The sequence below is a fragment of the Streptomyces sp. NPDC051976 genome (assembly GCF_040680795.1).
Lineage (GTDB): Bacteria > Actinomycetota > Actinomycetes > Streptomycetales > Streptomycetaceae > Actinacidiphila.
In genome coordinates, this window is the sequence record NZ_JBFAXL010000002.1 from 213,968 (window position 1) to 231,589 (window position 17,622).

16 protein-coding genes are annotated in these 17,622 nt (G+C 67.6%); 7 read left to right on the forward strand and 9 right to left on the reverse strand.

Features of this window, described 5'->3' with window-relative positions; genetic code table 11:
* The first annotated feature begins 13 nt into the window (after positions 1-13).
* The 5 genes from AB0M29_RS03290 to AB0M29_RS03310 all read left to right on the forward strand — a co-directional run bounded on the left by AB0M29_RS03290 (position 14) and on the right by AB0M29_RS03310 (position 8,777).
* Entirely contained in the window at positions 14-1,291 is a 1,278-nt protein-coding gene (locus AB0M29_RS03290) for a DUF3631 domain-containing protein (RefSeq protein ID WP_365378126.1), read from the forward strand.
* Positions 1,292-1,701: 410 nt separating this feature from the next.
* Positions 1,702-2,523, forward strand: coding sequence for a DUF2637 domain-containing protein (locus tag AB0M29_RS03295; protein WP_365378129.1), 822 nt, complete (start codon positions 1,702-1,704; stop codon positions 2,521-2,523).
* 746 nt (positions 2,524-3,269) lie between these two features.
* Positions 3,270-3,653: a plasmid mobilization relaxosome protein MobC gene (gene mobC / locus AB0M29_RS03300; RefSeq protein WP_365378132.1), complete on the forward strand. Its 384-nt coding sequence runs from the start codon at positions 3,270-3,272 to the stop codon at positions 3,651-3,653.
* Complete coding sequence (locus tag AB0M29_RS03305; RefSeq protein WP_365378135.1) at positions 3,653-5,344, forward strand: mobilization protein; 1,692 nt, start codon at positions 3,653-3,655, stop codon at positions 5,342-5,344. Before mobC ends, AB0M29_RS03305 begins: the two co-directional genes overlap by 1 nt.
* Positions 5,345-5,684: 340 nt before the next feature.
* Positions 5,685-8,777: an NACHT domain-containing protein gene (locus tag AB0M29_RS03310; protein ID WP_365378138.1), complete on the forward strand. Its 3,093-nt coding sequence runs from the start codon at positions 5,685-5,687 to the stop codon at positions 8,775-8,777.
* A gap of 187 nt (positions 8,778-8,964) precedes the next feature.
* Here AB0M29_RS03310 and AB0M29_RS03315 read toward each other — a convergent pair whose 3' ends face one another.
* The 7 genes from AB0M29_RS03315 to AB0M29_RS03345 form a co-directional block, all read right to left on the reverse strand.
* The gene (locus AB0M29_RS03315) at positions 8,965-9,411 is read right to left on the reverse strand and encodes an NUDIX hydrolase (RefSeq protein ID WP_365378140.1); all 447 of its coding nucleotides are present in this window, start codon (positions 9,409-9,411) and stop codon (positions 8,965-8,967) included.
* Positions 9,412-9,443: 32 nt separating this feature from the next.
* Positions 9,444-10,235, reverse strand: coding sequence for an STM4013/SEN3800 family hydrolase (locus AB0M29_RS03320; RefSeq protein ID WP_365378142.1), 792 nt, complete (start codon positions 10,233-10,235; stop codon positions 9,444-9,446).
* Complete coding sequence (locus tag AB0M29_RS03325; protein ID WP_365378144.1) at positions 10,232-10,708, reverse strand: hypothetical protein; 477 nt, start codon at positions 10,706-10,708, stop codon at positions 10,232-10,234. The genes AB0M29_RS03320 and AB0M29_RS03325 overlap by 4 nt, the downstream gene beginning before the upstream one ends.
* Positions 10,709-10,727: 19 nt before the next feature.
* A complete protein-coding gene (locus AB0M29_RS03330) occupies positions 10,728-11,363 on the reverse strand; it encodes an AAA family ATPase (protein ID WP_365378146.1) in 636 nt (211 codons plus the stop codon).
* Positions 11,360-12,385 (reverse strand): radical SAM protein, encoded by a 1,026-nt coding sequence (locus AB0M29_RS03335; RefSeq protein ID WP_365378149.1) that lies wholly within the window; start codon positions 12,383-12,385, stop codon positions 11,360-11,362. The genes AB0M29_RS03330 and AB0M29_RS03335 overlap by 4 nt, the downstream gene beginning before the upstream one ends.
* A 62-nt stretch (positions 12,386-12,447) precedes the next feature.
* Positions 12,448-12,750 (reverse strand): hypothetical protein, encoded by a 303-nt coding sequence (locus tag AB0M29_RS03340; RefSeq protein ID WP_365378152.1) that lies wholly within the window; start codon positions 12,748-12,750, stop codon positions 12,448-12,450.
* Between the two features lie 32 nt (positions 12,751-12,782).
* Complete coding sequence (locus AB0M29_RS03345) at positions 12,783-13,421, reverse strand: ATP-binding protein (protein WP_365378595.1); 639 nt, start codon at positions 13,419-13,421, stop codon at positions 12,783-12,785.
* A gap of 147 nt (positions 13,422-13,568) precedes the next feature.
* Between AB0M29_RS03345 and AB0M29_RS03350 the strand changes: the two genes are divergently transcribed.
* Both AB0M29_RS03350 and AB0M29_RS03355 read left to right on the forward strand, forming a co-directional pair.
* Entirely contained in the window at positions 13,569-14,342 is a 774-nt protein-coding gene (locus AB0M29_RS03350; RefSeq protein WP_365378154.1) for an aminotransferase class IV family protein, read from the forward strand.
* A gap of 120 nt (positions 14,343-14,462) precedes the next feature.
* Complete coding sequence (locus AB0M29_RS03355; RefSeq protein ID WP_365378156.1) at positions 14,463-15,329, forward strand: formylglycine-generating enzyme family protein; 867 nt, start codon at positions 14,463-14,465, stop codon at positions 15,327-15,329.
* A gap of 145 nt (positions 15,330-15,474) precedes the next feature.
* Here the strand turns inward: AB0M29_RS03355 and AB0M29_RS03360 are convergent, their stop codons facing one another.
* Together AB0M29_RS03360 and AB0M29_RS03365 are read right to left on the reverse strand one after the other, a co-directional pair.
* The gene (locus AB0M29_RS03360) at positions 15,475-16,815 is read right to left on the reverse strand and encodes an ATP-binding protein (RefSeq protein WP_365378159.1); all 1,341 of its coding nucleotides are present in this window, start codon (positions 16,813-16,815) and stop codon (positions 15,475-15,477) included.
* 84 nt (positions 16,816-16,899) lie between these two features.
* Complete coding sequence (locus AB0M29_RS03365) at positions 16,900-17,604, reverse strand: TIGR02391 family protein (RefSeq protein ID WP_365378161.1); 705 nt, start codon at positions 17,602-17,604, stop codon at positions 16,900-16,902.
* Positions 17,605-17,622: the final 18 nt, after the last annotated feature.

Sequence of the window (17,622 nt, forward strand, 5' to 3'; positions counted from 1 at the left end):
GGAGGAGTTCAGCATGAATGCTACGCCCCCAACGCCCGAGGACGCACCCCCGATACCGCTATGGCCAGCGGTCGCCGTACCAGGCCAGCCCGGCAGCACTGCCGGCCACGGCCCTGATCCTGCAGCGGTTCCGACCGACGCCCGTCCGCTCGCTGAGCCCCCCACAGCGTTGGACTGGGGGCCGGGTGAGGGCTCGCGGCTCTTGGGGGAACTGCGGTCGCAGATCGCCCGGTTCGTGATCCTGCCCTCGCAGTACGCGCTGGACGCGGCCACGTTGTGGGTGGCGGCCACGCATCTGCAGCCTGCGTGGCAGCACGCCCCGCGTCTGGCGGTCGTCGGGCCCGCGAAGCGGTGCGGGAAGTCGCGGCTGCTGGATGTGCTGACTGAGACGGTTCACGAGCCGATGCTGACGGTCAACACCAGTCCGGCGGCGGTCTTCCGGTCAATCGGCGACCAGCCGCCGACGCTGCTGGTGGACGAGGCCGACACGATCTTCGGCAGCGTGAAGGTCGCGGAGAAGAACGAGGAGCTGCGCGGGCTGCTCAACGCCGGTCACCAGCGCAACCGCTACGTCACCCGCGTCGTCGGCAACGACCACACCCCGCACCGGTTCGCGACCTTCGCCATGGCCGCGCTGGCGGGGATCGGTGACCTGCCCGACACGATTATGGACCGGTCGGTGGTCATCCGGATGCGCCGCCGTGCTGAGGGCGAACGCGTCCACCCCTTCCGCTCCAAGCGGGACACCCCTGCCCTGCACGCACTTCGGGGGCGGATCGTGTCCTGGGCTGGGCCGTTGGTCGACGCTGCGGCGGACCTGGAGCCGGAGATGCCGGTGGAAGACCGCGCCGCCGATACCTGGGAGCCGCTGGTCATCGTCGCCGACTTGGCGGGTGGACCGTGGCCGGACCTGGCCCGCCAGGCATGTGCGCGGATGGTCGCCGCCGAAGCCCAGGCCGAGGAGGACAACCCCGGCGGCGCCAGGGTGCTGGCGGACATCCGGCGGATCTTCTTCGCCCGCCACGAGCCGGACAGCCTGACCACCACCGACCTGCTCGCCGAACTGCGCTCGGATCCCGAGGCGCCATGGGGGGAGTGGGGCAGGGCAGGGCTCTCCGCCCGCGACCTCGGTTCACTGCTGCGGGAGTTCGGGATCGTCTCGGGCAACGTGCGGATCGCGGACAACACCCAGCGCAAGGGCTACTCCCGCACCAAGTTCCTGGACCCGTGGCGGCGGTACTGCCCGACCATCCACCCCACGGAGGCAAGCCCAGCAGCGCGTACCGGCTGAGGCACAGCCCCACCCCCGGTTGCCGTCCTTGCCGTCCCTGCCGTAACACCCCAGGCCAGGAGCGGTATGTGCGGGACGGCAACCGGGGTCAAGACGGCAACGCGATCCGCACCTGCCGTGCCGTCCGCCTGGGACGGCGCCCTTCTCTGTCTCGTGCCGTCTTGTCCGTCCCCGCCGTATCGCCCCAGCTCACCGGCGATACGGCCGGGACGGCACCACCACACCCATCCGTCCACGCCACCCCGCAGCCGTCGAGCGATGCCCGGCGCCAGGACGCGACAGCGCCGCGCCGGGACGCCACACTGCGGCCCTCCCGTGACCGCCCTGACCTGCGGTTGCAACGGCCAAGACGGACAAGACGGATGTCCCGACCCCACCCCCTGCCACCACACCGAAGGAGCAGTACCGCCATGCCCAACCCCGCCCCGACCGAGCAGCCTGCCGGCCGAGCAGGCGCATGGGACCGGGCAGCGCTCATCGCGCTCGCCGCACTGGCCTTCGCCCTGTCCTACAACGCCCTGCGCCAGACCGCCGCCGCAGCCCGCGTCCAGGGCCCGCTGACGTACGCCTTCCCGCTGATCATCGACGGCTTCATCGCCTACGGGGTACGCGCCCTGCTGATCCTGCGCCGGGCCCACATCCTGGCCCGCGCCTACGCGTGGCTGCTGTTCACCGCCGCCACCGCCGCCAGCACTTGGGCCAACGTCCTGCACGGCATCCGCCTCAACCAGCAAAGCCCCACCGTGGAACACCTCCGCCTGAGCGACCACGTCGTCGGAGCCCTCGCGGTCATCGCCCCACTCGCCCTGGCCGGAGTCGTCCACCTCTACATCCTCATCACCCGCGAGACCGCCGCCCCACTCCAGCCCAAGGCCGATCTTCCAGAAGCCAGCACCGACATCAGCAGCCCGACCCCGCCCGAACCCACCCCGACCGAACGGGACGCCATCCTCAGCAAGACGGACCTGCCCCCGCGGGAGCCGGACCAGACCCAGGCGGAAACCGGCCCGGACCGGGGCGGCGACCGGCCTGGTCCGGCACGGCGGATGGGGCGTCCCCCGAGCGCTGAGCTGGACGACCTCATCACTCTGGCCCGCCCGCTGTTCACGCTGCACGAAAAGCCCACCAGGGCACTGGTCCGCGACCACATCCGCGGTGAGGGCCACAGCATCAGCGAGGACCGGCTCACCCAAGTCATGACCGCGCTGGACGCCGACCGGCACCGGGTCTGACCGGAAGTCCCCGCAGGCCAAGCGGCCGACCGCCCCGGGCCGGGCCGCCCATCCGGTCAACGCTCTCGCACCACCGCACGAAATCCCAGAGAACAGCCGACCGACCGCCGCCCCCCGATACAGCCACCACGCGGCCCTGTTCTTCCGCTGAACAGCAGGCCGTTCCACGACTGAACGCAAGTCCCGTTCACCCCGTGAACACGCGCCGCACTCCCCGTTCCGTCGCGGAACGAGCGCTCCGTTCCGTGGCGGAACACGGAAATGTTCCGCCACAGATCACCGTGCCGGCACGTGATCGACGCAGCTCTGACCGTGGCGCGGCGGCTGCTTGGGCCCCCTTCCCGCGCTACCTACCGGAAACGAGCACCTCGATGTCCCACCACCACGAACCCCCCGGCCATCCGATGCCGCCCACGTCGTCTGGCTGCAGCGAGACCGGCGCCGTCCTCGCCCACCTCCCCAATGGCACGAAGCCCACGGAAAGCCCAGCCCGAGTGGGAGCAAGCTGGAGCGGTCGAAACTCCTTTCGGGTTTCGTCCGCGCTTGCCCCCACCCCGTCGGGGGCGGGGGAGGTCCGGCGCCAGGTGGCGCCGGACCTTGAGGGGGAGGCCGAGCGCGGCCTCCCCCAGGACACCCCGCCTCCGGCCGGCACCGCTTGCCCGTCCTGCGGCCACCCGACGTCCGCCACCGCGCAGGATGAGCAACCGTCTTGGCGAGACCCGGACGACCCGCCTCTCGTTGCGCCGATGTACCGCAAACGCACCAGGGAGACCCGCAGCCAGGCCCGCAGCATCCGCTTCACCCCCACCGCAGAGGTGGTGATCGAGGCCGCCGCCCAAGCACGCGGCCAGTACTTCGCGGGCTACGTCGGCGACATCGCCTACGCCCATGCCCTGGGCAGGACCGCTGCGGGCACCCCCGAGGACGACCCGGTCCGCCCGCTCGTCGAGACGGTGGAGAAGCTCATCGCCCAGCTCCGCCGGACCGGCAACAACCTCAACCAGGTCACCCACGCGATCAACTCCGGCGTCATCCCCGAACACGCCGAACACGTCCTGGCACGCGTCGAGCAGGCGGTCGAGGACGCCTTCACCGTCCTGGACGGCTTCGTCGGCAAGGACGCGGCCTGATGGTCCCTGACGTCTCCACCGGTTCCCGTACCGCCGGGCTGCTGTACTACCTGTTCGGCCCCGGCCGCCGCGACGAACACACCGACGCGCACATCGTCGCCGCCTGGGACCCCGCAGGTGCACCCGACCCCGGCCGCGACGCGGACGCCACCATCACCCAGCTCGCCGACCGCCTCGACCTCCACGTCCGCCTCCGGGCAAAAGAGACCGGGAAGATGCCCACCAAGCACGTGTGGCACTGTCCGGTGCGCACCGCGCCGGGCGACCGCTACCTCACCGACGCCGAATGGGCAGACGTGGCCCGCAGGATCGTCGCGGCCACGGGTATCGCCCCCGACGGGGACGACCTGGCCTGCCGGTGGATCGCGGTGCGGCACGCGGATGACCACATCCACATCGCCGCGGTCTCCGTCCGCGCCGACGGCCGCCGTGCCCGCACTAACCGTGACGGGATGCGTGCCCAGGCCGAATGCCGCCTGATCGAGAAGGAGTACGGGCTGCGGCAGCTCAAATCCGGCGATATGACCGCACCCAAGACCCCCACCAGTGCGGAGCAGGCGAAGGCCGAGCGCATGGGCAACAGCGTCACCAGCCGTCAGTGGCTGCGTGATCAGGCGTACGGCGTGCTGGCTGCGGTGCGCACCGAGGAGGAGTACTTCGACGTCCTGGGCAGCCTCGGCATCAAGGTCAACAAGCGCCTCGGGCCACAGACGGGCCAGGTCACCGGCTACAGTCTCGCCGCGCCTGGCGACACCAACACCGCTGGCGAGCCGGTTTACTTCGGCGGCTCCAAACTCGCCCCCGACCTGTCCCTCAACCGCATCCGCGAGACCCTCGCCCACCCCGTCCCGCGCCCGGCAAAGAAGCACCGCCCGCGACCGGAGGACATCTGGCGGCAGGCGGACCAGGCCCTGCGCCAGGCAGCCACGGTCCTGGACGGAGACGACGACGCGGCAGCCCAGGCGCACCTGTCCGCCTTCAGTGCCTTCCTGCACAACACTGCCTTGGCCGCCCCACGGGGCAGCCGGGCTGAACTGAAGGCCGCAGCAGCGGATTTCAACCGGGCCCGCCGCTCAGCGATCCGCGCCGACCATCAGAAAGCCTCAGCCCTGCGCGACGCGGCCAAGGACCTCATCTACGCCTCGTCCGACGCCGGCGGACTGGCCGTAGCTGTCCTGTTCGCCCTGGTCCACACGGCGGCTGCCGCGGCCCGCTGGTACGAACAGCGAGGCTACGAACAGCAGGCAGCCGCCGCCCAGCAGACGATCATCCACCTGAGCACCGGATACCAGCAGGCCGCAGCCCCCGTCCTGGCCGACCTCACCCGCCGCACCCCACGTCCCCAGGCCGCCCAGCGGTTCGAAACCATCGTCCGCCAGGCCATCCCCGACCACGCCGGCCGGGTCCTTGCCGACCGCGCCTGGCCCGCCCTGACCACCACCCTCGCCCAAGCCGAAACCGCAGGCCACGACATCCCGAGCCTCCTGCGGCAGGCAGCCGCCGCACGCGAACTCGACACCGCCCACTCACCCGCCGAAGTCCTCAACTGGCGCCTCACGACCACCCCCGACCGCCGAGTAGCCGCCGCCCAAGCCCGTAGTGCTACTAGCCGATCTACTTCTGCCATGTCACGCACCACACGGGCGACGCAACCGGCCGGGATCCCCGAAAAGCGACGTCGCCATCGATGAAGGTGCCCCACTGCACGTTGTCGCGCTCAATCGAATCCCTGCCAGCGGGTGCCCCGTTGGCGCTGGAACACCGCTGGCATATTTGGATCCTTCGGGCTCCTGTGAGGCGTGGCCAGACCCTGGCTCCGGGCGGCGTCATGAGGAGGCGAGAACGATCGATTTACGTAGTGGCGATATGACGGACTGCTACGTTGTGCTTGCCGCGCGCCCAGGTGCGGGAGAGTGTCCGGGGGGCTGTATGGAACCGGGAAGCGTCAGCATTGCGTTGCGGGCTGCATCCGCAGTGGTGGGACCTCTGGTGCGTAGGCTCTTCGCCCAGCCAGGCCCGGGGGCAGACCTGGTGCACGAACCGGTTCGCATCTCGGGCCTGGTCGCATGGCGGGGCGAGAAGCGAACTCTGACCGCCAAAGAAGTGCACACACTGGTTGAGGAGTTGGTGGCGCGCGCCGTCGGGATCAATCCTTCCGAAGCCACCCTGACTGATGGAGAACGGGCGGAAGTCGCTGAAGCCCTGGCCCTAACGCTCCTGGCTCTAGGCGAGATCGGCATGAACGACGTCCAGGCAGTCCGCCTGGGCCACCGAACGCTCGCGCACACGCTCAAGAAGCGTGCACCTGCGGCCACCAAGTACCTCAGCGCCAATGCTACGTACACGTTCAACACTCTTCTTGAGGTGTGCTGCCTGCACATTCTCAACTTCTTCACCCAGCGATCGACCTTCATCGCACGCACCTTGGTTGAGGCCACCAACCAATTAGAGGAACAGTCCCATCAGTTGGGGATCCTGATCGGCCGCATTCCGCAACCGGTGAAGGACTCCGCCTTCGAGCACAGGTACGGCGAGTACGTCATCAGCAAGTACGGGATGCTGCGAATCTTTGGCTTGCGTCTGCGGCAGGAGGAGGGTGCGGCCTGGCCTCTAGAAGCGGCGTATCTCAGTCTCGAAGCCGCACCGGTCGACAAGAGCCCGCGCCAGATGGGTCCCATCCCCCGTCGAAGTCCGTTTCCCATGGCGCCACGCAGGATCGAGCAATTGCTGCCTGGCGGCAAGCGCATCCTCCTGCAGGGCCATGCGGGCTCCGGGAAGACGACGCTGTTGCAGTGGATGGCTGTCAGCATGGTGAGACGTACGTTTCCCCAGGAACTCGCGGAGTACAACGACTGTATTCCCTTCTTTCTTCAGCTGCGCACGCTGACCAGGCGGGGAAACCTGCCCAACCCATCGGAGTTTCTCGCGTCGACCGGCAACATGCTCGCGGACGCCCAGCCGGAGGGCTGGGTCAACCGGGTTCTGGAGTCGGGACGTGCTTTTCTCCTGATTGACGGCGTCGATGAGGTCCCGCAAGCCGAACGGGAGCGGACGCGGGAATGGCTGCGTGAACTACTCAGCGCCTACCCGAAAGCGCGTTGCCTGGTAACCGTCCGGCCATCCGCAGTACAGGACGACTACCTGCGCCGCGAGGGTTTCGCTCAACTGTCGCTGCTACCCATGGGCCGCGACGACATCGTCACATTCATCGCCCAGTGGCATGACGCTGCCCGCTCTGAGTCAAAGCAGGAGACCGAACACCTCAACCAACTCCAGCAGGCACTCATGGAAACCGTGGCCGCGAACCCCAGTATCTCCCGCCTCGCCGAGAACCCGCTGATGTGTTCGCTCATCTGTGCCCTCCACCGGGACCAGCAGGCAAGGCTTCCACAGGATCGCAAGGGCCTGTATGAGTCGGCTCTCGAACTTCTGTTGGTGCGGCGTGACACCTACCGCAGCATCGAAGCCCCGGAAGGCATCGAGCTGTCCAAAGAGGCGCAGATCCGGCTGCTGTCGCGCATCGCGGCTTGGCTCATCATGCAAAGACAATCCGAGGCCGATCAAGAGGACGTGGTAGAGGGCATTTTGGCTGAAGTATTGCCAGCCATCCGGGAGGCCCACAAGCAGGGCGGCCCGCATGAGATATTTCGCTACCTGCTCCTGCGCAGCGGACTTCTACATGCGCCGACCGAGGACTCCGTTGCCTTCATCCATCGCACGTTCCAGGACTACCTCGGCGCTAAGGCCCTACAGGAAAGTCGCTACTTCAGCATCATGGTCCGCAACGCTCACGACAACCAGTGGGAGGATGTCATCCGCATGGCCGTTGGCCATGCCCAGCGGAAGCAGTCCAGCCAGTTGCTCAGCAAGCTAGTCAAACGCGGCGACGACGTGAAGAAGCACCGGCATCGTCTCCACTTACTGGCTGCCGCCTGTCTCGAGGATGCAACCGAATTGGATCCCGCCGTGCGCCAGTCCGTCGAGGACCGCTTGGCGGTGCTTGTTCCGCCTCAGACCATCGACGAGGCTTACGAGCTAGCGGCTGCTGGCTCCGTGGTACTTCCACTGCTCCCACAGGACCCTGATGGCCTGGGGGACGAGGAGGCGGCTGCGGTCGTGGCCACGGCCAGGCAGATCGGTGGCGATCCCGCGTTGGCGCTGCTCCGAAAGTTCCGCCATCACACGTCCCCTCGAGTCCAAGCTCAGTTGAACCGCGCCTGGCACGCGTTTGACTGCGATACGTACGCGGACGGGGTTATCTCGCATCTACCAGCTGATTCCCTCTTCCAGGTACACACTGCCGCGCATATACGGGCACTGCTCAGGATGGGCGGCCGTACAAATGTCCACTGCTCCGGCTCTATTTCCGAAGAAAACCTGTCGCTGCTGCCCGAAACCCTCAAGACCCTCTACCTGATTAACAACGAGACCATCAACGATCTTGATTTCGTGCAGGGCTTCAGGTGCCTCAGCGATCTTACGGTGGGGAACTGCCCACGCATCCGCGATATCGGAGGACTCCGTGGCCTCGGTTTGCGGTCCCTCACGCTCCTCGACCAGTTGCGCCTGGAGTCCACGGCGAGCCTGGGGTCGATGCCGAAGCTGGAGGCTCTTGCCCTCGACTTCTCTCTGCCCTGGGACTCTCTTGCCGGCCTGCCAGTGGAGGCTCCGTTGACCTCCCTGTATATCGGTCCCGCTGCATACACGGTTTCGGCCGTCAGGGGGATTTCGCGCTGGGTCACCCTAAAACACGTCTCGTTGTCTTCGGTCGGCCTGCGCACTGAGGACTACGTCGAATTGGCCCGACTCCCCCTGCTGGAGTCACTGAATCTAGCGGGGGAGAGCATCGCGGCTATGCGCGGACTCGGACCCTTGCCCGGTGTCGCGCATTTAGCGATCACCGATGCAGTGGAAGCGGAGGACCTTACGCCACTCCGGGAGTGTTTTCCTAACATGCGCCGCCTGTCCCTGTTGTGGAGCCCGGGCAGCGCACCCACTCTGGATCTGGAGCCGCTCCATATAATGAAAGATCTCATTGTGCAGGTCACCAACGGGGGCGAGGTGACAGGCGCTGGTACTTTCCCTGAGGGGCGCGCCCTCGTTACCCCCCGTCACCCTGCCTAGGATCAGAGCTGCAGCTTATAGCTGCGTATTGCACCGGGGCGGCGAGCGAGCACGTTCTCGTGTGTCCGATGGCCGCTTCAGCACTAACTGGTCGTTTCAGAATCACCGGCTGCGGCAGGGGCTGCCGAGTGTCCGGAGCGCCGCTCGGGGAGGTCGTGCGGCCTTGAGGAAGCGCAACGGGTGATCTTCACACGTGTGCGGTTCGCTGGACGAGGAGGAGTGCGAGCGGGCCCGCGGGGAGCAGGAAGCGGTTGTCCGCGACGGCGTTCAAGGCTTGGTCCATCGGCCACCACTGGAGTTTGAAGTCCTGTTCAGTGGGGGTGAGTTGTTGGGGGCCGAGGGTGAGGTTGCGGGCTTCGTAGAGGTGGATGCGGGCGGGTGAGGTGAGGGTGAGGGCGTAGGAGCCGAGGGGGCGCCAGGTGGTGGCGGTGATGCCGGCTTCTTCGCGCAGTTCGCGGTGTGCGCATTCCTCGTCGGTTTCGCCGGGTTCTTTGCGGCCGCCGGGGAGGAAGAGGTAGTCGCCTCCGTGGTCGGGGAAGTGGGCGCTGAGGAGGGCTACAAGGCCGTCGTCGTCGCGGGCGACGACGACGGAGGCGTCGCGGGTGGGACCTCGGTCCGGTGGGGTGGCGCTCATACCGAGTGAGGCTAGCGGCGGCGACGGACAGTTCAGCACAGCATTGCGGCGTAGGGCACGTTCATGACGACGGGGTGGGCGATGCCGCGGCCGTGGTAGCCGTCTTCGCCGAAGGCGTCGCCGTGGTCGGCGCACAGGATGATCAGCCAGCGGCGATGAGCGGTGAGGGTGGTGATCAGTCGGCTGAGGTGGGTGTCGACGTAGGCGAGGGCGGCCTGCTGGGAGGCGAGAGTGTCGTGGCTGTGGCCGAGGTAGTGGCCGTGGGGGACGTGGGTGGCTGAGACGTTGACGAAGAGGTAGACGGGACGGCCGTCGTAGCGCTCGGCGATCTCCAGGGCGTGGTCGACCGGGTGGCGGGTGGAGTCGGGTTCGGGTGAGCAGAACTCGGGTCGCCAGTGGTCCTCGTCGAACAGGTCGGGCAGGACGGAGCCGAGTGGCGTCTCGCGGGAGAAGTAGGTGACGCCGCCGATGCAGATGCTGCGGTAGCCGTGCTGGGCGAGACCGGCGAGGAGGTTGGGGGCGTCGAAGACGAAGGTTTCCGGGGGCACGGTCTTGAACGACGGTGGTCGGCACTCCCACAAGCGGGGCGGTTGCTCGGGCTGGGGCAGTTTGGGCAGGAAGCCGGAGAAGAAGGCGATGTGGGCGGGGAGGGTGAAAGTGCCGGGGGTCTGGCGGCGTTCCCAGCCTCCTTGGGGAAGTAGCGAGGCGAGCTGTGGGGTCAGGCCGCTGTCGTAGGCGGTGCGGGCGGTGTCGTAGCGCAGTGAGTCCAGCGTGACGAACAGGATGCTGGTCTGGCTGCGGATGATCTCGGCTGCGTTGATCACCGGGCGGCCTCCAGGGCTGCGGCGGGAAGGTGCTCGACGGTGCCCTTTGCGGTGTCGCTGACGGGGATCGGTACGCGGCCCTCGGCGATCATGCGGCGGATCTGATCGAGTCCGGTGTCTTCCTGGAGCATCAGGCCGTTGGCGTCGTACAGGCGGATGTGGACGATCGTGGTGCCGTTCGGGCCGGGCGACGCGGTCACGTAGGCGCCGGCGATCGACTGCTGTCGGGTGAAGGCGAGAAACGAGTCCTGAGCGATCTCGCTGATGGCTGTGACCTGGCAAGCGTGGTGGCCAGCGTTGATGGCGCCGTTGCACAGGCGGCGGAAGAACTCCGCGGTTACCGGTTGGCCGTCGCTGCCGACTGCCAGCCGCTGTGCTGAGGTGAGGGCGACGAAGCACGCGCCGAGCCACCAGGCAACACCCTCGTGGGTCTCGCCGGGAAAGCGGCCGATCGCGCCGCCGTCGCGGATCACGGCGTCGGTGTCGATGGGGTTAAGCACCGTCGGCCTCCAGGTGGGCGGTGATCTGGCCGGCCAGGTCGGCTGCCGATTTGCCGTCTGTGTCGAGGGCGATGCCTGTGGGGTCGGTCTGTTGGACTGCTTGGAAGTTGACCAGCAGGCGGGCCAGTCGGCCGGGTACCGCGAACAGGTCGAGGTCGTCCTGCTTGGTGTCTCGCTTGCCCGCGAGGCGTTCACGCAGAGTGGCTTCGGAACAGTCCAGGTAGAAGGTGTGGGTGGGGGCCTCCAGGTAGGGCTGGAAGGGTTCGAGGAGGCGGGCGACCTCCTCGACGGGGACGTCATGAACGGCGGCGTGACACGCGACCACCGAAGAGGCGTAGCGGTCGGCGACGACCGGGCCGACCATCCGGGCAACGCGCACCGCATCGGCGGCGTGCAGCAGCCCGGACAGGTAGAAGGCGAACTGCGGCAGGGCGCGTAGCCGCTGGTTCACTAGGGAGGACCAGTCGGTGTGGGGAGCGGGAAGAGTGTGCAGCGTTGTCGCGCGAAGGCGCCTGGCCAGGATCTGGGCGAGCGTCGACTTCCCGATGCCGGAGACGCCTTCCAGGACGATGAAGGGACTCGGCGGCCCGTCGAAGTACACCGGCCGGTACGGGGCTGGCAGCTTCACAGGGTCCCCTCCGTGAAGGCCGCGACGTGGCCGGCGACCGTCCGGGCGAGCTGGGCGGGGTCGGCGATCAAGCCGCTGGCGTCGAGCCGTAGGTCGTCGCGGAGCAGGCAAGGCTGGACGCCGCCGCCGTGATCGACCCGCAGGGCCCAGAAGCCCTCAACGCACTGGGCGCGCACCGGGCAGGTGCCGCACTGGCCGACGTGGTGGCGGCCGAGATCGCGATGAATGACGTCAATCTCGATGCCGTCGACGCGGAAGACCCTGCGGCCTTGGCCGACACCGGCGACCTCGGTGTGCTCATCACTGGTCAGCGTCCGCAGGTGCGCGATGATGTCGTCGGCCGGAACCGCTGAGGCGGCGCGGCCCTCGTTGAAGTCGGTGCCGACAAGTTCGATGAACTGCACCGGCAGCCGACGCTCCAGCGCGTAGTCCAGGATCTGGCGGACTTCGTGGGCGTTCTCTTCCTGCAGGAGCGTGTTCAGCTCGACCCGTTCGAAGATGTCGCGGGAGACCTCGATGCCGTCCAGGACCGTGTCGATTCCGATGCGGGTTCCGGCGATCGCTCGCAGCGAGGCGTCGGAGAAGTAGTGCAGCGAGACCTTGACCTTGTCCAGGTGCGTCCTGGCCAGCCAGGAGCGGTGGGTGCGGACGCGGGTCCCGTTCGTGATCAGCGTGTACGAGGCGTCCGGGCCCGGCTCGGCCAGCCCTTCCAGGACCGGTCGGGCCATCGGCGAGGTGAGCGGCTCGCCGCCGGTGAAGTACACGCGCTTGAGGCCCGAGCCCATAAGCGAATCGATGACGGCGAGGTAGGCGTGGGCGCCGAGTATGCCGGGCCGCGGCTGTTGGGATCGATCCTGCCGGGTCACAGGCGGTGGGACGTCGCCTTCGTTGTGACAGAACCAGCAGGCGATGTTGCAGCGCGGGGAGAACGAGACCCGTAACTGGCCTCGGAGCGCGGCGAAGTTGTGCAGGGCCGTCCAGTCGGTGCTGGAAGCAGGTAAGGGGACGTGGGTGGTTGCCATAGGGCGCTCCTGACTGGGATACGAAACGGAAATGAGCCGGCGGTCGGCAGAGGGGGCGGCCACTAGCAGCGGCGGTGCCGTCCCTGCGGAGGAGGCGGGAAGCCTGGGCAGACGGGTGTGCCGACTGCCGCGTAGCCGTTCAGGTCGTGGCCGCCGAGATCGGCGGAGAGCTGGGTGCCGATGATCTGGTCGGCCAGAGAGCATGCGCAGGTCTCGCAGGCGAACAAGTCGACGGTGACGCCCTGCGCCGTGCCGGGGCCGATCCACACGACACGGGCAGCCTCCCGGCCGCACCACAGCCAGCATCTGCCTGTGGTCCAGCGGTTGCCGTCGTTCTGCTCGGCGGACAGCGGCAGGCGGGACATGCGTCGGCCGGAGAGCGGACCGGACCAATGGCTCAACGGGGTGCCCATACGCTCGCTGCCCCCACCCTGAAGTGCTCGGAGGTGATCCGACAGCGCGATAACCAGTGGTGCTTCCGAGGCGATGCCCTCCGTCCGGATGCAGCGCCACGCGGCGAAAGCCCCGCCGTGCCATCACCGGTCGTGATCTTCGCCCAGACGGCCTTGCCGACGGCGGGGTTCGGGTACGCGTACCCCCACGCCGCCGACAGCTCTGCTACCAGGTGGAGGCCGCGACCGCTCTCCCCCTCCTCGGACGTCTCCTTCAGGACGGGAGGTCGACGGTCTTGGTCGTGGACGCAGATGAGCAGGTGGCCAGGCATGCACTGCAAGACGAGGGCACACGCACGAACCTTCGGGCTGACACCCGCGGTTGTCGGGGCCGCCGGAGCGGGTCTCGCGTGGCGCACAGCGTTCGTGACCAGCTCGGAGACGACCAGCAGCGCGTCGTCAGCGGTGGCCGACGGAATCTGCCACGTCGTGAAGACGTCCCGGGCGTGAACTCTCGCCCAGCGCACCGCCGATGGCTCAACGGCCAGGTCCAGCATGCTGTGGAAGGGGTGTGGCTCGGTGACCATCGTCGCGCCTCTCGTGCTCCGAGAACTGGCCTCGCTCGCGGAGTGACGGCGTTCCATCCTCAACGGCGAGTTACCATGCTGGCGCGGACGGTGACGTACCGGAATGTGGTTCTGCTGAGGAGACCCTGAAGTTTCACCGCAGTTCCAGTCCTACCAGGCGTCCTTGAGCCCGCTGGCTCTGCGGACGGGTGCCATGCTGATCGCATGGCTGAACTCAACGGACGTCCCGTCACCCTGGAAGAGCTCCAGACCCTCGCCCTCACCAACTACGGGTCGTTCACCAGCCTGCGCGTGGACGACGGTCGCGTACGCGGTCTGGACATGCACCTGGAACGGCTCGTCCGGGACAGCCGCATCCTCTTCGGCGTCGACCTCGACGTGGACCGCGTACGCGAACTGATCCGACGAGTGGCACCGGCCGACGGCTCAACGACCATCCGCGTCACCGTCTTCGACCCCGCAACGGATCTCGGACACCCCGACCGCGCCACCGCCCCCCAGATCCTCGTCACCCAGCGTCCGGCCGGCGTGCTGCCGCTGCCGCCCCTGTCCGTCCGGTCAACGGTGTACGAGCGTGACCTGCCCGAGGTGAAGAGCGTCGGACTCTTCGGTACCCTCCATCACCGCAGGGCCGCTCAGCTCGACGGGTACGACGACGCCCTCTTCGTCGACGCCGAGGGCGTCATCAGCGAGGGCGGCACCTGGAACATCGGCTTCTACGACGGCGACCACGTGATCTGGCCGCAGGCGAAAGCGCTGCCCGGCGTCACCATGCTGCTCCTCCAGGACGCCCACGAGCACCGCGTCGCTCGCACCACGCTCGCGGAACTGGGCGCGATGCACGCCGCGTTCGCCACCAACGCGGCCGTCGGCGTCCGCGCCATCGCCGGTATCGACGACGTGCACTTCGCCGCGGACCACCCTGTCCTCGACATCCTCCGCAAGGAATACATGGACGTGCCCGGTGAACCGATCTGAACCCAAAGCCCGGCATCGGGCTCGTCGCTAGGGTTGCAGCAGGACAGCCGGAGGGGACGCGTGGCCACGGTAGAGCGCTGGACGGGGCAGGAGGCCAAAGCCTTACGCACGGCCAAGCGCATGAGCCTCGAAGCATTCGCCGCCCACCTCGGCATCAGCGAACGCACCCTGTCCACCTGGGAAGCCCGCGGCGAGAACATCACCATCCGGGCCGTCAACCAGGCTGCCCTGGACACCTCCCTGCGCGTCTCCAGCCCCGACGTCCACGACCGCTTCATCCGCCTCACCGAAGCCTTCGCAACCGTCCTCCACAACAACACCGATGTGGCCGACCACGAACAGCCGGTGCAACGCCACGAACGCCACCCCCACGACGGCAAGCAGATGGCCCTCATCGACGCCGGCGTCTATCTCGCAGGCCCCCAGAACAAGCCCCTCTGGGTTCCCGCCTTCTACCTCGACGTCTTCCCCGTCACCAACTCCGACTACGCCCGATTCGTCGCCGCCACCGGCCACCAGCCCCCACAGCACTGGCCGAAAGGCAAATGCCCCGACACCCTCTTCGACCACCCCGTCACGTACGTCACCTGGCACGACGCCACCTCGTACGCCGCCTGGACTGGCAAGGAACTTCCCACCGCCCAGCAATGGGAAAAGGCCGCCCGCGGCGTCCGCGGCGACACCTATCCCTGGGGTAACCAGCCCACCCCCGCCAAGTGCAACTCTCGCGAAAGCGGCATCGGCGCCACCACCCCCGTCAGCCGCTACCACAGCGGCGTCAGCCCCTACGGCGTCTACGACCTATGCGGCAACACCTGGGAATGGACCAGCACCCGCACCACCCCAGGCCGCTACGAACTCAAAGCCGGAGCATTCACCAGCCCCTTCGCCCGCGCCACCCCCTTCGCCTTCAACGACGCCGCCTCCACGATGCTCGACGACGACACGAGCTTCCGCTGCTGCAAACTGCAGGGCGTGGTTACGTGACGGCGACGGGGACGGCGTTCTCTGTCCCGGCCTGCGGCGGTACGGCTCCCACGGTGCCGTCGGGGGCCTGGCGCTGGTGACGATCGTTTTCGCCTTGCCGAAGGCGGGACCAGCAGCCGAGTGACAGGCTGGACCGCCCAGCCGATCACGCCGAAGGTTCAGTGATCATCTCGACGTCGGCGCCCTGCGCCCAGAGGGTGATCGCCTCCCTTTGTCGTGGACCCCAGGCTGCCAGGTTGATGCGCCCGTCGTGGGTGATCTGCTCTGCTTCCACTACGCCGAAGTGCTGGTAGCAGTCGGCCAGCAGGGCGGCTGCGGCCTGCACCAGGCCGCTTCCTCCTGCCGCCGTTGCGTCGAGCAGTAGGCCAGCGCGGCCGGTTGCGTGTTGCTGGTCGACGGAGCTGAAAACGATGTGCGCGCCACCACCAAATGCTCTCGCCAGTCCACGGGATGCTCCGCTGAGACCGTCAAGGGTCAACCGTGCGGTGGCCGTTCCCGAAGCGCCAGCGCGTTTGACGGCGTGGCGAGCCAAGCGCTGGAGCACAGCCAGGACGGTCATAACCACCAAGTCGCTGTGCCAGCTCTCTACGGGCGTGGGGAAGTCATTGTCATTCATCGCCCCGACTATTGGCGCCTGGACAGCCCACGCCGCGGTGCCGTCGGCATGGAAGTGAGCCACGTGGCGGCCGTTCGACTCGGCCTGTGCAGCGATGAAGCGCTGCGGGCCCACGCCGAAGACCCTAAACACATCCCGGTAGAAGGGCAGCTCAGTTTGGCCCTGCTCGGAGCAGAAGTCCCGGAACGAAGCCTTGCTCAGGAAGAAGGCCCCAGGGAGATCAGGCACGAGTGTCACGATCACCCGGGCTCCTGGCCTTCCTCGGCCGTCGTCGTTCACCTCCGTGTGAGCGTGGTCCAATACGTCGTGCCGACCGGCGGCCAGGGCAGTGGAAGCAGCGATGGCGCTCTTGACCTGGGCAAGGTTCATATGGGCCGTCGAGTTGTCGTTGCGGTAGGGGAAGCGCAGCGTCCCGTCGCGGAGGTCCTTCAAGCCGGTCACCGCGTGCGGCACTCGGGCGCTGGGTGGCACAGAGATGACCACGAGCCCGTGCGGTGCCGACGCATCGCGGTCTTCCGCGATGAAGTGGATCTCGCACTCCACCGGCGGGTCCAGGCGCAGTACCAGGGCCTCGCGGTAGGTCTTGCGGAGCTGGTCGGTCAGGGGCTCAGGATTGACCCCCACTGGAATGGAGGTGTCACGATCCTCCTCCAAGCCGAGGATCAGTGTGCCGCCGGCGGCGTTGGCCAGGGCTGCGACGTCCTTGGCCAGCTCGGCTTGCCACTCGGGCTTCTTCTCGTACTGCTTGGCCTTGTAATCCAGGTCCGTGCTCTCCACCGCACTGGGGTTCCTGATCAGTGTCAGGTACTGGGCGTAGCTGGCCTCACCGGGCACGGTTCCGAGCAAAGTGCGCAGACGTACATCAAACATCCCCTGACGGTAGACCTCACCGCCCGGACCCCGCTCGGGAATTACGCATAGTCGCGGGCCAACACTGGTAGCACGTGGGATCGATCAGGTTGAGACGCTGCTGCTGTCGATCAGCCGGGCCAGGAGACTCAGGGCTGCAAGTTGCTCCAGCGCCTCCTGCTCAGTCCACTCTCCACTGTCGTGTGCTGCAGGATTGCGGATGGCGAAGAAGGCCCCGAGGCCCATCTGGAGAGTGCCGCGCTGACGGCTCTGGGTCGTGGGGCTGGTGGGATCGCCAGCGACACGCAGGCGTGGACGCCCTGGTTCAGGGGCTCTGTCGCTGAACGCCTCCTGGATCAACTTGTCATCCGCGACGTCGGTACGCCCGAGTTTGTTCTGGGTGTGGGCGTTGATGGAACTGGCGGCCGCGTGGACGGCTGCCCGGTAGTGGCGGGACTCCCAAAATGTTCGAGCGGCATCCCAGACCCAGTGGTGGAACCTATCGGCGGCGAGGGTCGGGGCATCAGGGGCGAGCCGTGCTGCCCACTCGTCCATGTCGGCAAGAATGCCCAACCCGCGGTGGACCTCGTTGCGAGCCATTGCCACGCCCGCCATCTGATCGATGTTGACCTTGTCGGCGAGGTCCGGATCGAGCAACCGCAAAATCTGCTTGATCGTGGGCTCGGCGCGGTGCAATTGGTCGTGCAGCGCCTGGTCACCGAAGTACGCACCAGGAGCTTTGGTCTCTTGGTAGTGGACAGCAACGCCGTCGAACGCTTCTAGTTGCTGCCTCATCCACTCACGGTCCACCCCCAGATACTAGGAGCC